Raw genomic sequence first — 13067 nt, forward strand, 5'->3', positions numbered from 1 at the left:
ACATAATGCAATATATCCAGCAACCCCAGGCGATTGAAGCCAAAAGTTTCGACATTATTGGCGAGATCATCCGTGAAACCCGTCCGGACTATCAGTTTGCCAGTCCGTTACATGAAGCCATTATCAAGCGGGTCATTCACACGACGGCAGATTTCGACTGGCTGGACATTCTGTGGTTTTCCAGTGATGTGCTGGAGCAGTTTTGTGCGGCGCTTAGCCGTTCGAGCGTGATTTATACCGACACCACGATGGCGCTTTCCGGGATCAATAAAACGCTGCTGGCAAAATTCGGCGGTGAATGCCGCTGTTACATCAGTGACCCGAGAGTTGTGCGTACGGCAAAAGAGCAGGGGATTACCCGGTCCATGGCTGCTGTCGACATTGCGGTGAAGGAAGAGGGGGAAAAGCTGTTTGTCTTTGGCAACGCGCCAACAGCGCTGTTTCGCCTGCTTGAGCATGATGTCGCTGTCAGCGGTGTGGTTGGCGTACCGGTCGGGTTCGTTGGTGCAGAAGAGTCGAAAGATGCATTGACCCAAAGCAAGTTGCCCGCCATTGCCGCGTTAGGCCGTAAAGGGGGGAGTAATGTCGCTGCCGCTATCGTCAACGCCATGCTTTATCACATGCAGGGGGCGCGATGAGCGAGGCCTTCGATACGCCGGTGTGGCACAACGGTAAAGCGCTGCGTAAAGGATATACCACGGGATCGTGCGCCACGGCGGCGGCAAAAGTGGCAGCGTTGATGGTATTGCGCCAACACCTCATCCATCAGGTTTCCATCGTCACGCCTTCCGGGGTGACGTTGTGCCTGAACGTTGAGTCGCCACATATCGAAGGGCAGCAGGCGATAGCCGCCATCCGCAAAGACGGTGGTGATGATGTGGACGCCACACATGGGATGCTGATTTTTGCGCGCGTGACGTTAGACGATAGTGGCGTGATTGCCTTACAGGGCGGTGAAGGGGTTGGTACGGTAACCCGCAAAGGGATTGGCCTACCGGTCGGTAGTTCGGCGATTAACCGTACACCTCGCCAGACCATTGAATCTGCCGTCCGCGAAGCGATTGGCCCAAATCGTGGGGCGCAGATTGAAATCTTCGCGCCAGAAGGTGAAGAACGGGCGCAAAAAACCTACAACTCCCGCCTTGGCATTCTGGGCGGCATTTCGATTATCGGCACCACGGGTATTGTCACGCCGATGTCGGAAGAGAGCTGGAAACGTTCTCTGTCGCTGGAGCTGGAAATTAAGCGGGCGGCTGGGCTGGAGCGTGTCGTACTGGTGCCGGGAAACCACGGCGAGCGTTTTGTGCGCGAGCAGATGGGTATCGACACCCAGGTTGTGGTCACCATGAGCAACTTTGTCGGCTACATGATTGAAGAAGCCGTACGTCTTGGATTCCGGCAAATTGTGCTGGTGGGACATCCCGGTAAGCTCGTCAAAATCGCGGCGGGGATCTTCCATACCCATAGCCATATTGCCGATGCCCGCATGGAAACGCTGGTGGCCCACCTCGCATTACTTGGCGCACCGCTGGAGCTGCTGACGCTGGTCAGCGAGTGCGATACCACCGAAGCGGCGATGGAACATATCGACGCATACGGTTTCCAGCACATTTATGACCATCTGGCTCAGCGCATTTGTATGCGTGTTCTGCAAACATTGCGCTTTACCAAAAATCCACCGACCTGCGATGCCATCATGTTTTCCTTTGATAATCAGGTTCTTGGCAGTAATCGTCCGGTCGCAGAAATTGCTGAGGAGATGCAATGTTAACCGTTGTAGGGATGGGCCCCGCCGGTTTGCATTTGATGACGCCTGCGGCACGTGAAGCGGTCGCGGCGGCGGATGTTCTGGTCGGTGGAAAGCGGCATTTGCAGCAATTCCCGGATTTTGCCGGTGAACAGTTTGCTCTTGGCGCCAATATCCCGGAACTCCTGAGCTGGATTAGCGCGCACCAGGAGAAGCATGTTGTGGTACTGGCATCTGGCGATCCGCTGTTTTACGGCATCGGGACGCGCATGGTGGCGCATTTTGGTATTGAGAATGTGCGGATTATTCCCGGCATTAGTGCGGTGCAGTACCTGTGTGCGCAGTCCGGTATTGATATGAACGATATGTGGCTGACCAGTAGCCATGGCCGCAGCGTCTGTTTTGATGAGCTGGCGCGACATAACAAGGTAGCGATGGTGACTGATGCGCTGTGTGGCCCGCGTGAAATCGCGCAGCAGCTCATTGCCCGAGGCAAGGGGCATCGCTGGATGGTGATTGGCGAAAACCTGGCAATGGAAAACGAAAAGATCCATTTCCTGCCTGTGCGTGAAGTTAACGCCGACTATGACATGAATGCAGTGGTGATCCTCGATGAAAGATGAGCTGTTTCTGCGTGGAGAGAAAGTGCCGATGACCAAAGAAGCGGTACGCGCACTTGCCCTCTCAAAACTTGAATTACACCGCGCCAGTCACCTGATTGATATAGGCGCCGGAACCGGCAGCGTGTCGATAGAGGCGGCGTTGCAATATCCCGGATTACGTGTAACGGCCATCGAACGTAACCCGGCGGCGCTCAGGTTGTTGGATGAAAACCGCCAGCATTTTGCCTGCGCAAATATCGATATTTTTCCCGGCGTTGCTCCCATGACCATCGCGGAAAAAGCCGATGCCATTTTTATGGGCGGCAGCGGTGGTCATCTGACCGACCTGATTGACTGGTCGATGCGTCAATTGCATCCCGCAGGGCGTTTGGTGATGACATTTATCCTCCAGGAAAACCTCAACACCGCGCTAACACATCTGGACCATCTTGGCGTACAGGGAGTGGATTGCCTGCAGCTACAGGTTTCCTCGCTTACCGCGCTTGGCAGTGGTCACTATTTTAAACCGAATAACCCCGTATTTGTTATCGCCTGTCAGAAGGAAGGAAACCATGTCTGAGATTTTTGATCCCCGTAGCGTGTGGTTTGTTGGCGCAGGTCCTGGCGATCGCGAGCTGATTACCCTCAAAGGTTACCGGTTGCTGCAACAGGCGCAGGTTGTTATCTACGCCGGATCGCTGATTAACACCGAACTGCTGGAGTATTGCCCTGCTGGTGCTGAATGTCACGACAGTGCCGAACTGCATCTGGAGCAGATCCTTGATCTGATGGAAGCCGGAGTGAAAGCGGGTAAGACCGTTGTGCGTCTGCAAACCGGCGATGTCTCGTTGTATGGTTCCGTGCGCGAGCAGGGCGAGGAGCTGACCAAACGCGGGATTGACTGGCAGGTGGTGCCCGGCGTCAGCGCGTTCCTCGGCGCGGCGGCGGAGCTGGGTGTTGAGTATACCGTGCCCGAAGTGTCACAGAGCCTGATCATTACGCGCCTGGAAGGCCGCACCCCGGTACCAGAGCGTGAACAGCTGGAGTCTTTTGCCAGCCACCAGACATCAATGGCGATATATCTTTCCGTCCAGCGTATTCATCGGGTGGCTGAGCGTCTGATTGAAGGCGGCTATCCGGCGACCACGCCCGTAGCGGTGATCTATAAAGCGACCTGGCCGGAAAGCCAGACCGTGCGCGGGACCCTGGCGGATATTGGCGACAAGGTTCGCGATGCTGGCATCCGTAAAACGGCCCTTATTCTGGTCGGTAATTTCCTGGGCTCGGAGTATCACTACTCCAAACTCTATGCGGCGGACTTTAGCCATGAATACCGTAAAGCCTGAGTCAATTGCGCTTTTTTGCCTGACTCCTGGCGGCGTTGTGCTGGCGAAACGTCTGGCAGCTATGCTGCCGGTTACCTGTTTTACCAGTGAAAAGCTGCTGGAGGAGGGGTTTATTCCCTTCGAAAACGGCTTTGCGAATACCGCTCGCGAAGCGTTTACGAATTATTCGGCGCTGATTTTTATCGGGGCGACCGGCATTGCGGTGCGCGTACTGGCCCCGCTGGTCAACGACAAGTTTTGCGATCCGGCGGTGGTGGTCATTGATGAACGTGCCCAGCATGTCATCAGCCTGCTCTCCGGTCATGCGGGCGGTGCTAATGCGTTGGCTCGTTATCTGGCGGGCATGTTGGGTGCCGACCCGGTTATCACCACCGCGACGGATGTGAACGATATGGCGGCACTGGATACGCTGGCATTTCAACTGAATGCCCGAATGAGTGATTTCCGTTCGGCGGTGAAGATCGTCAATCAGATGTTGGTCAGCAATAAGCGGGTTGGGCTGTGGTGGGATGACGAACTGACGCAGGATGTCAGCCATTGCGACCGGCGCGGATTTATTACGGTCACCGATCTCAACCAACTCCCTGAACTGGATGCTTTGGTGTGCATCACCTTACGCACCAATTTACCTGAGCTGCCTGTTCCGCACTGGAAGCTGGTGCCGCAGCGGGTTGTGGCCGGAATTGGTTGTCGCCGTGATACGCCGTTCCCGCTGCTGGCTGCGCTGCTTGCCCGCCAACTCGAAGCCCAACAGCTCGATCCGCTGGCGCTAAAAGCGATTGGCAGCATCACGCTGAAAAAAGATGAACAGGGACTTATCCAACTGGCTTCATGCTGCCGCGTTCCTTTCGAAACCTTTACTGCTGACGCGCTGCGTGAGCATGAGCACCGTTTTCCGGCCTCATCGTTTGTTCGCAAAACGGTGGGTACAGGAAGCGTTTCTGGTCCTGCAGCCTGGCTGTTGAGCCACGGACAACTGTTAGGCGAGACCCTGCGAGAACAGGGCGTCACTATCACTTTGGGAGTTTCACACTGATGTTAAGCGTAATTGGAATTGGCCCTGGCTCGCAGGCAATGATGACCATGGAAGCCGTTGAAGCACTGCAGGCAGCGGAAATCATCGTGGGCTATAAAACCTACACCCATCTGGTAAAAGCGTTCACTGGCGACAAGCAGGTGATCAAAACCGGGATGTGCAAAGAGATTGAACGCTGTCAGGCGGCGATCGAACTGGCGCAGGCGGGGCACAACGTGGCGCTGATCAGCAGCGGTGACGCGGGGATTTACGGTATGGCCGGGCTGGTGCTCGAACTGGTCAGCAAGCAAAAGCTGGACGTTGAGGTCAGGCTAATCCCAGGGATGACCGCCAGCATTGCCGCCGCCTCTTTGCTGGGTGCGCCGTTGATGCACGATTTCTGCCACATCAGCTTAAGCGATCTGTTAACGCCGTGGCCGGTTATCGAAAAACGCATCGTTGCCGCCGGTGAGGCCGATTTTGTTATCTGTTTCTACAACCCACGCAGTCGGGGTCGCGAAGGACATCTGGCGCGCGCATTTGAGCTGTTATCTGCCAGCAAGAGCGCACAAACGCCGGTTGGTATTGTGAAGTCAGCCGGACGTAAAAAGCAGGAAAAATGGCTGACTACGCTGGGTGAAATGGACTTTGAGCCGGTTGATATGACCAGTCTTGTGATCGTGGGCAATAAAACAACCTATGTTCAGGACGGCCTGATGATCACGCCACGAGGTTATGTGCTGTGAATTATGGTGATGTGCTGGTCATGGGCGGCACCAGCGACGCGCGCATGCTGTGCCAGCAACTGGATGCAGCAAACGTGGCCTACACCCTGTCCGTTGCGACCCCGACGGGAAAGCAGCTGGCGGGAGACATCAAAGGCCAGGTGCGCTGCGGGCGTCTGGAACGCGAGCAAATGATTGCCTGGCTGCAGGAAAATCAGACGCGCTGGGTGATCGATGCCTCGCATCCGTACGCCGAGGTGGTGAGTCGCAACATTATGAATGCCTGCGAAGCGGCGGGCGTACTGCTGAGCCGCTACCAGCGCCCTGAGCAGTTGAGCGGATTAACTCACCCGCAGCTTTATACCGTACAAAGTATTCCGCAAGCCTGTGAGGTGGCGCGACGCTTCGGCGATCGCGTGCTGCTGACGACCGGTAGTAAAGATCTGGCCACCTGGCGCGAAGGGTTGCCTGAAAAAACGCTGCTGGCGCGTGTTCTGCCTGTTCCTGAGGTCATTCAGCAATGCGCGGATCTGGGATTTGGCGTCGGTGAAATCTTCGCACTGTGTGGGCCGTTTAGCGCCGAGTTCAACGCCGCGTTTTATCGCCAGTGTCAGGCTGATGTGGTGATCACTAAGGCTTCAGGCGCTGAAGGTGGTTATCAGGAAAAAGTTCAACCCTGTCTGGATGCCGGTATCCCCTGCATCGTGATTACACGTCCGGCACCGTTGGTGACGGGAGACGAGTTACTGGAAAGTCAGGCCGCCTTTGCGGCGCGTTTAACGCGCTGGCTGGCCGCGGCTTAAGGAGTTAGAGATGAAAAAGGCGCTTCTGGTGGTCAGCTTTGGCACCAGCTATCACGACACCTGTGAAAAAAATATTGTGGCCTGTGAGCGCGATCTCGCAGCCAGTTGCCCTGATCGCGACCTGTTCCGGGCGTTTACCTCCGGGATGATTATCCGCAAGCTCAAGCAGCGTGACGGCATTGAAATCGACACACCGCTGCAGGCGCTGCAAAAACTGGCGGAGCAGGGGTATCAGGATGTGGCTATTCAGTCGCTGCACATTATCAATGGCGACGAATACGAAAAAATTGTCCGCGAAGTGCAAAGTATGCGTCCGCTGTTTTCACGCCTGACGTTGGGTGTACCGCTACTGAGCAGCCATGAAGATTACGCCCAGCTGATGCTGGCGCTGCAACAGCAAATGCCGACGCTTAGAGAAAATGAAAAAGTGGTGTTTATGGGACACGGCGCCAGCCATCATGCCTTTGCCGCCTATGCCTGTCTCGACCATATGATGACGGCGCAGCGCTTTCCGGCGCGGGTTGGGGCGGTGGAAAGCTATCCGGAAGTAGATGTGCTGATTGAAAGTTTATCTCAGGAAGGGGTGACGGCGGTGCATCTGATGCCGCTGATGTTAGTTGCTGGTGACCATGCCATCAATGATATGGCCTCTGACGAAGATGATTCGTGGAAAACATTGTTCAATGCGGCCGGGATAAAGGCTACGCCATGGCTCAGTGGACTGGGTGAGAATCCGGCGGTTCGCGCCATGTTCGTGGCACATTTACAGCAGGCGCTTAATGTGGCGCTGGAGGAAGCAGCATGAGCGGGAAACTGTACGCATTAAGCACCGGACCTGGCGCTTCCGATCTGATCACCGTACGCGCTGCGCGTACGTTGGGCATGCTGGATATTCTCTATGCGCCTGCCGGGCGTAAAGGCGGCGATAGCCTGGCGCTGTCGATTGTACGGGAGTATATCGGCGAGCAGACCGAGGTTCGCTGCTGCCATTTTCCCATGAGTGCCGACAGCGCGGAAAAAGAGGCCGTCTGGGATGAGGTTGCAACCGCGCTGGTTCAGGAAGTAGAAGCTGGAAAAAAAGTAGGCTTTATTACGCTCGGCGACGCCATGCTGTTCAGCACTTGGGTCTTTTTACTGCAGCGCATTGGTTCGCCTGACTGGTTAGAAATCGTCCCGGGCGTGACTTCTTTCGCTGCGATTGCCGCGCGTTCGAAAACCCCGCTCGCTATGGAGCAACAATCGCTGGCAGTGGTCTCCTGTACCGCGCCGGAAGCTGAAATTCAGCAGGCGTTAAAGCAGCATGACAGTCTGGTGTTGATGAAAGTGTACGGTCGTTTTGCGCGTATCAAAGCGCTGCTGCAACAAGAAGGTTTGTTGGGCTGCGCATTAATGATGTCTGAAGCCACGCTGCCAGGTGAACAGTGCTGGCGTCATCTCGATGAGGTGAGCGACGATCAGCCGCTGCCTTATTTCTCGACCATTTTGGTCAACAAACAGTGGGAGTATGCACAATGAAGCTTGAACAACAGCTAAAACAGCTGTCTTTCAGCGGGTTGGCTGCGGCGCTATTACTGATGATTGTTCCTGAGCAAGCGTTCGCCATGCACATTATGGAAGGTTTCTTGCCACCGATGTGGGCGCTGGCCTGGTGGCTGTTGTTTTTACCCTGCCTGTGGTACGGGCTGGTGCGCTTGCGCCAAATCGTGCAGGAAGATAACCACCAGAAAGTTTTACTGGCACTGTGCGGCGCCTTTATTTTTGTGCTGTCGGCGCTGAAAATTCCTTCCGTTACCGGAAGTTGTTCACACCCTACCGGCGTAGGCCTGGCGGTTATCCTGTTTGGACCTGGCGTAGTGGCCATCCTCGGGGCGATCGTTCTGCTGTTCCAGGCACTGCTGCTGGCACACGGTGGTTTAACGACGCTCGGCGCGAACGGCATGTCGATGGCGGTAATTGGCCCGGTAGTGGGTTACATGGTGTGGAAAATGGCCTGCCGTGCAGGGCTGCGTCGTGATGTTTGCGTCTTCTTGTGCGCGATGCTGGCGGATCTCGTCACCTATTTCGTGACGTCGGTACAGCTGGGCGTGGCGTTCCCGGATCCCTCTGCTGGCGCTACCGGTTCAATCATTAAGTTCATGGGGATTTTCTGTCTGACGCAGATCCCAATCGCGATTGCGGAAGGGTTACTCACCGTGCTGATTTACGATCAGCTAACCAAACGCCAGTTAATAACCGCACAAGGACATTAACGATGAAAAAGACGCTGATTATATTGGGCATGGTAGTGGCGCTGGTGATCCTGCCGTTCTTTATCAACCACGGTGGAGAGTACGGCGGTTCAGACGGTGAGGCGGAGAGTCAGATTCAGGCTATTGCCCCGCATTATGAACCCTGGTTCCAGCCGCTGTATGAACCGGCAAGCGGTGAAATTGAAAGTCTGCTGTTTACACTTCAGGGATCGCTGGGCGCAGCCGTGATTTTCTATATTCTGGGTTATACCAAGGGCAGGCAACGCCGTGATGACCGGGCTTGACAGGCTTAGCTATCAAAGCCGTTGGGTTCATGTCTCGCCAGTGCGGAAATTTCTGCTCTGGCTGGTGATGATGATTCTGGCGTTTACTCTGCCCCCGTTGGGGCAGGGTTTTGAGCTGTTATTGATTGCCGCGCTGAGCTGCTGGCTGCTGCGTATTTCCTTCTGGCGCTGGTGCCGTTGGATGGCATTACCGTTTGGTTTTCTGGCGGTTGGCGTAGTGACCATCCTGTTTAGCATCAGCCGCGATCCACAGACGCTGTTGGCCAGCATACCTGTGGGAAGTTACTGGTTGGGGATCAGCGCACCAGGTCTGGTGACAGCGAATGAAACATTCTGGCGCAGCCTTGCAGCGCTGGCGGCAACCTTCTGGCTGGTACTGAATCTGCCGTTTCCGCAATTAATTATCCTACTCAAACGCGCGCACGTTCCTCGCCTGCTAACTGAGCAGATCCTGCTGACCTGGCGGTTTATTTTTATTCTGTTAGACGAGGCGCTGGCTATTCACCGCGCACAAACGCTGCGTTTTGGTTATCGTAGCTTGCCGTTGGGCTACCGCTCTCTGGCAATGCTGGTGGGATTGTTGTTCACCCGCGTGTTGATCCGCTACCAGCAAATGACCACCACACTGGATATCAAACTTTATCAGGGTGATTTTCACCTGTAAGGAAAAGTATGCTTGCCACCTCAGCGCTTTGGTTTCGCTATCAGGATGACCCGATCCTCAAAGGGCTAACGCTGGATTTTTCTACGCATGCCGTCACCGGGTTGGTAGGCGCTAATGGTTGCGGGAAATCCACGCTGTTTATGAACCTGAGTGGCTTATTGCGCCCACAGCAAGGCGCGGTGATGTGGCAGGGCAAACCGCTGGATTACAGCAAACGCGGCCTGCTGGCGCTGCGTCAACAGGTGGCAACGGTATTTCAGGACCCCGATCAGCAAATTTTTTATACCGATATCGACAGCGATATCGCCTTTAGCCTGCGCAATCTCGGGGTGGATGAGGCTGAAATCGCCCGACGCGTGGAAGATGCGCTTACGCTGGTCGACGCCCAGCATTTTCGCCATCAGCCCATTCAGTGTTTAAGCCATGGGCAAAAAAAACGCGTAGCGATAGCCGGGGCGTTGGTGTTGCAGGCGCAGTATCTGCTGCTGGATGAACCTACTGCGGGCCTCGACCCGTCAGGCCGCACGCAGATGATTGAGATTATCAAACGCATCGTAGCGCAAGGAAACCATGTCGTAATTTCAAGCCATGATATCGATCTTATCTATGAAGTCAGCGATGCGGTGTACGTTTTACGCCGGGGCGAAGTACTCACGCACGGCACGCCAGGTGACGTTTTCGCCCGTACGGATCTTATTGAACAAGCGGGATTAACTCAGCCCTGGCTGGTGAAGCTGCATACCGAGTTGGGCTTCCCGCTGTGTAAAACAGAGGCTGAATTTTTTAGCTGTATGCGAGAGAACGCACTGAAGGAGGCGTCATGACGCAGGCAATAATGTTGCAGGGAACGGCATCTGATGTGGGTAAAAGCGTATTGGTCGCCGGGCTGTGTCGTATTTTTTATCAGGATGGACTGCATACCGCACCGTTCAAATCGCAGAACATGGCGCTGAACTCTGGCATTACGCCAGAGGGAAAAGAAATGGGCCGCGCGCAAATTTTTCAGGCTGAAGCCGCAGGTATTACGCCAGATGTGCGTATGAACCCGGTTCTGCTTAAACCGACCAGCGATCGCAAAGCGCAGGTAGTGCTGATGGGCAAAGTAGCGACTGATATGGACGCGGTGAGTTACCACGAGTACAAACCACGTCTGCGGGAACAGATCCTGTCAGTTTATAACAGCCTGGCGCAGGAGTTCGATGTGCTGGTGCTGGAAGGTGCGGGGAGCCCGGCAGAGATTAACCTGCGCGATCGCGATATCGTCAATATGGGCATGGCAGAAATGGCGCAGTGCCCTGTCGTTTTAGTGGCGGATATCGATCGTGGTGGGGTATTCGCCTCCATTTACGGCACGCTGGCGCTGTTGCACGATCACGAACGCGCACGCGTAAAAGGGGTGATCATCAATAAGTTTCGCGGCGATGTGACGCTGCTGCACTCCGGTATCGAGCAAATTGAAGCGCTGACCGGTGTTCCGGTGCTGGGCGTGATGCCATGGTTGGATGTTGATCTGGAAGATGAAGATGGCGTTGCGCTGCAAAAGGGCAAGTATTTGCGCACTGATAAACGCGACATCGACATCGCTGTTGTGCAAATACCGCACATTTCTAACTTTACGGATTTCAATGCGCTTGCTGCGCAGCCGGATGTGCGTGTGCGCTATGTTCGCCAGCCTGAAGAGCTGGCGGGGGCCGATCTGGTGATTTTGCCCGGCAGCAAAAATACCCTTGGCGATCTGGTGTGGCTGCGTGAAAGCGGCATGGCGCATGGCGTCGTGCAATTGCATCGTAATAACGTACCGGTGGTGGGGATTTGCGGCGGTTATCAAATGCTCGGCGATACCATCATTGATGAAGTGGAGTCAGGACTCGGTACGCTGCCGGGGCTGGGCTTGCTCAATACCGTAACCCATTTTGCCCAGCACAAAACCACGACCCTGGTTGAGGGGCAAATGTCCTCATCGCTGCCTGACTGGCTGGCGGGCACGGCGGGGTTATCCGTTCGCGGTTATGAAATTCATATGGGCGAAACAGCATTAACCGATGAATGTCAGTCGGTGATGACGTTGCACAAAGACGGCTGCAACGTTGTTGACGGCGCGGTCACTGCGGATGGTCTGGCGTTCGGCACCTATCTTCACGGTCTTTTCGACAGCGATGATTTCACCCGTGCGTTGGTCAATGGCCTGCGAGAACGTAAAGGGTTAGCTCCGCTGGATTCCACCTTCCATTACGCGCAATATAAATCGCAGCAGTTTGATCTGCTGGCGGATGCGATGCGGCAACACATCGATATTGAGAAAATTTATACCATCATGCAGCAACACCGGGAGCCAGTATGATGATTCTGGTTACTGGCGGCGCGCGAAGCGGTAAGAGTCGGCATGCGGAAGCGCTGATCGCTGATTCCCCAAACGTTTTGTATATTGCGACTTCGCAGATTTTTGATGAGGAGATGGCTGCGCGAATTCAGCATCATCGCGATGGACGTCCTGCGCACTGGCGTACAGCCGAACGTTGGCAACATCTTGATGAACTGATCACGGCCGCGAACGATCCTCAGGAAGCCATTCTGCTTGAATGCATCACTACGATGGTGACCAACCTGCTGTTTGCTCTGGGCGGTGACAGCGATCCTGACAACTGGGATTACGCGGCGATGGAGCAGTCTATCGAAGGTGAAATCCGTTCGCTGATTGCAGCCTGTCAGCGCTGCCCGGCAAAGATCGTGTTGGTCACTAACGAAGTGGGAATGGGGATTGTGCCGGAGAACCGTCTGGCGCGGCATTTTCGTGATATTGCAGGACGCGTGAACCAGCGACTGGCGGCGGCGGCTGATGAGGTCTGGCTGGTGGTATCAGGAATTGGAGTCAAAATTAAATGAGTAAGTTGTTCTGGGCAATGCTCTCTTTTATCAGTCGCTTGCCCGTTCCTGCTCGCTGGTCGCAAGGACTGGATTTCGAGCACTATTCCCGCGGTATTGTGATGTTCCCCCTGATTGGCGTCGTGTTGGGAGGGTTGACGGGGCTGGTCTTCATGGCGCTCCAGACCTGGTGCGGTATACCGTTGGCCGGCCTTTTTGCGGTGCTGACGCTGGCGTTATTGACCGGGGGATTTCATCTGGATGGTCTGGCGGATACCTGTGACGGCATTTTTTCGGCGCGTCGACGCGAGCGGATGCTGGAAATCATGCGCGACAGTCGTCTGGGAACCCACGGTGGACTGGCGTTAATTTTCGTTTTACTGGCGAAGGTGCTGGTGGTGAGCGAACTGGCTTTGCGTGGCACGCCGATGCTGGCTGCGCTGGCGGCGGCATGTGTCGCCGGGCGAGGAACGGCGGTGTTGCTGATGTATCGGCATCGCTATGCCCGCGAAGAAGGGCTGGGCAACGTTTTTATTGGTAAAGTCACCGGGCGTCAAACCTGCGTTACGTTGGGATTGGCGGCGATCCTTGCCGCCGTGCTGCTTCCCGGCATGCGCGGCGTGGCAGCGCTGGTTGTCACAATGGTGGCGATTTTTATTCTTGGGCAGTTATTAAAACGCACGTTGGGTGGGCAAACCGGCGATACGCTGGGCGCTGCCATTGAACTTGGCGAGTTGATTTTCTTGCTGGCTCTGCTCTGAGTCAGCCCA

The 13067-nt window shown here is 55.3% G+C and carries 17 protein-coding genes; all 17 read left to right on the forward strand.

Features of this window, described 5'->3' with window-relative positions; translation table 11 throughout:
* Positions 1 to 5: 5 nt before the first annotated feature.
* Genes GUC46_RS09115 through cobS form a run of 17 tightly spaced genes read left to right on the forward strand, consistent with a single transcriptional unit; the run spans position 6 to position 13058 of the window.
* The gene (locus GUC46_RS09115; RefSeq protein WP_003030267.1) at positions 6 to 638 is read left to right on the forward strand and encodes a cobalt-precorrin-8 methylmutase; all 633 of its coding nucleotides are present in this window, start codon (positions 6 to 8) and stop codon (positions 636 to 638) included.
* Positions 635 to 1771 (forward strand): cobalt-precorrin-5B (C(1))-methyltransferase CbiD, encoded by a 1137-nt coding sequence (gene cbiD / locus GUC46_RS09120; RefSeq protein WP_003030269.1) that lies wholly within the window; start codon positions 635 to 637, stop codon positions 1769 to 1771. The genes GUC46_RS09115 and cbiD overlap by 4 nt, the downstream gene beginning before the upstream one ends.
* Positions 1765 to 2370 (forward strand): cobalt-precorrin-7 (C(5))-methyltransferase, encoded by a 606-nt coding sequence (locus GUC46_RS09125; RefSeq protein ID WP_003030270.1) that lies wholly within the window; start codon positions 1765 to 1767, stop codon positions 2368 to 2370. Before cbiD ends, GUC46_RS09125 begins: the two co-directional genes overlap by 7 nt.
* Positions 2360 to 2929: a decarboxylating cobalt-precorrin-6B (C(15))-methyltransferase gene (locus GUC46_RS09130; protein WP_003030273.1), complete on the forward strand. Its 570-nt coding sequence runs from the start codon at positions 2360 to 2362 to the stop codon at positions 2927 to 2929. Before GUC46_RS09125 ends, GUC46_RS09130 begins: the two co-directional genes overlap by 11 nt.
* Positions 2922 to 3695 carry a cobalt-precorrin-4 methyltransferase gene (locus GUC46_RS09135; protein WP_003030275.1) on the forward strand — a complete coding sequence of 258 codons (774 nt, stop codon included), beginning with the start codon at positions 2922 to 2924 and terminating at the stop codon, positions 3693 to 3695. The genes GUC46_RS09130 and GUC46_RS09135 overlap by 8 nt, the downstream gene beginning before the upstream one ends.
* Positions 3676 to 4731 carry a cobalt-precorrin 5A hydrolase gene (gene cbiG / locus GUC46_RS09140; RefSeq protein ID WP_003030276.1) on the forward strand — a complete coding sequence of 352 codons (1056 nt, stop codon included), beginning with the start codon at positions 3676 to 3678 and terminating at the stop codon, positions 4729 to 4731. The genes GUC46_RS09135 and cbiG overlap by 20 nt, the downstream gene beginning before the upstream one ends.
* Positions 4731 to 5456, forward strand: coding sequence for a precorrin-3B C(17)-methyltransferase (locus tag GUC46_RS09145; protein WP_003030278.1), 726 nt, complete (start codon positions 4731 to 4733; stop codon positions 5454 to 5456). The genes cbiG and GUC46_RS09145 overlap by 1 nt, the downstream gene beginning before the upstream one ends.
* On the forward strand, positions 5453 to 6238 hold the full coding sequence (locus GUC46_RS09150) for a cobalt-precorrin-6A reductase (protein ID WP_048217360.1): 786 nt from the start codon (positions 5453 to 5455) through the stop codon (positions 6236 to 6238). Before GUC46_RS09145 ends, GUC46_RS09150 begins: the two co-directional genes overlap by 4 nt.
* Positions 6239 to 6248: 10 nt before the next feature.
* On the forward strand, positions 6249 to 7043 hold the full coding sequence (locus tag GUC46_RS09155) for a sirohydrochlorin cobaltochelatase (protein WP_003030283.1): 795 nt from the start codon (positions 6249 to 6251) through the stop codon (positions 7041 to 7043).
* A complete protein-coding gene (locus GUC46_RS09160) occupies positions 7040 to 7753 on the forward strand; it encodes a cobalt-factor II C(20)-methyltransferase (protein WP_003839034.1) in 714 nt (237 codons plus the stop codon). The genes GUC46_RS09155 and GUC46_RS09160 overlap by 4 nt, the downstream gene beginning before the upstream one ends.
* A complete protein-coding gene (gene cbiM / locus GUC46_RS09165) occupies positions 7750 to 8487 on the forward strand; it encodes a cobalt ECF transporter S component CbiM (RefSeq protein WP_003834098.1) in 738 nt (245 codons plus the stop codon). The genes GUC46_RS09160 and cbiM overlap by 4 nt, the downstream gene beginning before the upstream one ends.
* Before the next feature lie 2 nt (positions 8488 to 8489).
* Positions 8490 to 8771 (forward strand): energy-coupling factor ABC transporter substrate-binding protein, encoded by a 282-nt coding sequence (locus GUC46_RS09170; RefSeq protein WP_003030289.1) that lies wholly within the window; start codon positions 8490 to 8492, stop codon positions 8769 to 8771.
* Positions 8758 to 9435: an energy-coupling factor ABC transporter transmembrane protein gene (locus GUC46_RS09175; RefSeq protein ID WP_130714983.1), complete on the forward strand. Its 678-nt coding sequence runs from the start codon at positions 8758 to 8760 to the stop codon at positions 9433 to 9435. Before GUC46_RS09170 ends, GUC46_RS09175 begins: the two co-directional genes overlap by 14 nt.
* A gap of 8 nt (positions 9436 to 9443) precedes the next feature.
* A complete protein-coding gene (locus GUC46_RS09180; protein ID WP_003839037.1) occupies positions 9444 to 10259 on the forward strand; it encodes an energy-coupling factor ABC transporter ATP-binding protein in 816 nt (271 codons plus the stop codon).
* On the forward strand, positions 10256 to 11776 hold the full coding sequence (locus GUC46_RS09185; protein ID WP_016150564.1) for a cobyric acid synthase: 1521 nt from the start codon (positions 10256 to 10258) through the stop codon (positions 11774 to 11776). The genes GUC46_RS09180 and GUC46_RS09185 overlap by 4 nt, the downstream gene beginning before the upstream one ends.
* Positions 11773 to 12318: a bifunctional adenosylcobinamide kinase/adenosylcobinamide-phosphate guanylyltransferase gene (gene cobU / locus GUC46_RS09190; RefSeq protein WP_088903322.1), complete on the forward strand. Its 546-nt coding sequence runs from the start codon at positions 11773 to 11775 to the stop codon at positions 12316 to 12318. Before GUC46_RS09185 ends, cobU begins: the two co-directional genes overlap by 4 nt.
* Positions 12315 to 13058: an adenosylcobinamide-GDP ribazoletransferase gene (gene cobS, locus GUC46_RS09195; protein ID WP_130714540.1), complete on the forward strand. Its 744-nt coding sequence runs from the start codon at positions 12315 to 12317 to the stop codon at positions 13056 to 13058. Before cobU ends, cobS begins: the two co-directional genes overlap by 4 nt.
* The last annotated feature ends 9 nt before the right edge of the window (positions 13059 to 13067 follow it).

Source organism: Citrobacter sp. LUTT5 (genome assembly GCF_009905315.1).
GTDB classification, from domain to species: domain Bacteria; phylum Pseudomonadota; class Gammaproteobacteria; order Enterobacterales; family Enterobacteriaceae; genus Citrobacter; species Citrobacter freundii.

Excerpts from the sequence above, each read along its gene's own strand:
- cobU (WP_088903322.1), top strand. The coding sequence starts at position 11,773 with ATGATGATTCTGGTTACTGGCGGCGCGCGAAGCGGTAAGAGTCGGCAT.
- GUC46_RS09170 (WP_003030289.1), top strand. The coding sequence starts at position 8,490 with ATGAAAAAGACGCTGATTATATTGGGCATGGTAGTGGCGCTGGTGATC.
- cbiM (WP_003834098.1), top strand. The coding sequence starts at position 7,750 with ATGAAGCTTGAACAACAGCTAAAACAGCTGTCTTTCAGCGGGTTGGCT.
- GUC46_RS09185 (WP_016150564.1), top strand. The coding sequence starts at position 10,256 with ATGACGCAGGCAATAATGTTGCAGGGAACGGCATCTGATGTGGGTAAA.
- GUC46_RS09160 (WP_003839034.1), top strand. The coding sequence starts at position 7,040 with ATGAGCGGGAAACTGTACGCATTAAGCACCGGACCTGGCGCTTCCGAT.
- cbiG (WP_003030276.1), top strand. The coding sequence starts at position 3,676 with ATGAATACCGTAAAGCCTGAGTCAATTGCGCTTTTTTGCCTGACTCCT.
- cobS (WP_130714540.1), top strand. The coding sequence starts at position 12,315 with ATGAGTAAGTTGTTCTGGGCAATGCTCTCTTTTATCAGTCGCTTGCCC.
- cbiD (WP_003030269.1), top strand. The coding sequence starts at position 635 with ATGAGCGAGGCCTTCGATACGCCGGTGTGGCACAACGGTAAAGCGCTG.
- GUC46_RS09125 (WP_003030270.1), top strand. The coding sequence starts at position 1,765 with ATGTTAACCGTTGTAGGGATGGGCCCCGCCGGTTTGCATTTGATGACG.
- GUC46_RS09135 (WP_003030275.1), top strand. The coding sequence starts at position 2,922 with ATGTCTGAGATTTTTGATCCCCGTAGCGTGTGGTTTGTTGGCGCAGGT.
- GUC46_RS09155 (WP_003030283.1), top strand. The coding sequence starts at position 6,249 with ATGAAAAAGGCGCTTCTGGTGGTCAGCTTTGGCACCAGCTATCACGAC.
- GUC46_RS09180 (WP_003839037.1), top strand. The coding sequence starts at position 9,444 with ATGCTTGCCACCTCAGCGCTTTGGTTTCGCTATCAGGATGACCCGATC.
- GUC46_RS09175 (WP_130714983.1), top strand. The coding sequence starts at position 8,758 with ATGACCGGGCTTGACAGGCTTAGCTATCAAAGCCGTTGGGTTCATGTC.
- GUC46_RS09145 (WP_003030278.1), top strand. The coding sequence starts at position 4,731 with ATGTTAAGCGTAATTGGAATTGGCCCTGGCTCGCAGGCAATGATGACC.
- GUC46_RS09130 (WP_003030273.1), top strand. The coding sequence starts at position 2,360 with ATGAAAGATGAGCTGTTTCTGCGTGGAGAGAAAGTGCCGATGACCAAA.
- GUC46_RS09115 (WP_003030267.1), top strand. The coding sequence starts at position 6 with ATGCAATATATCCAGCAACCCCAGGCGATTGAAGCCAAAAGTTTCGAC.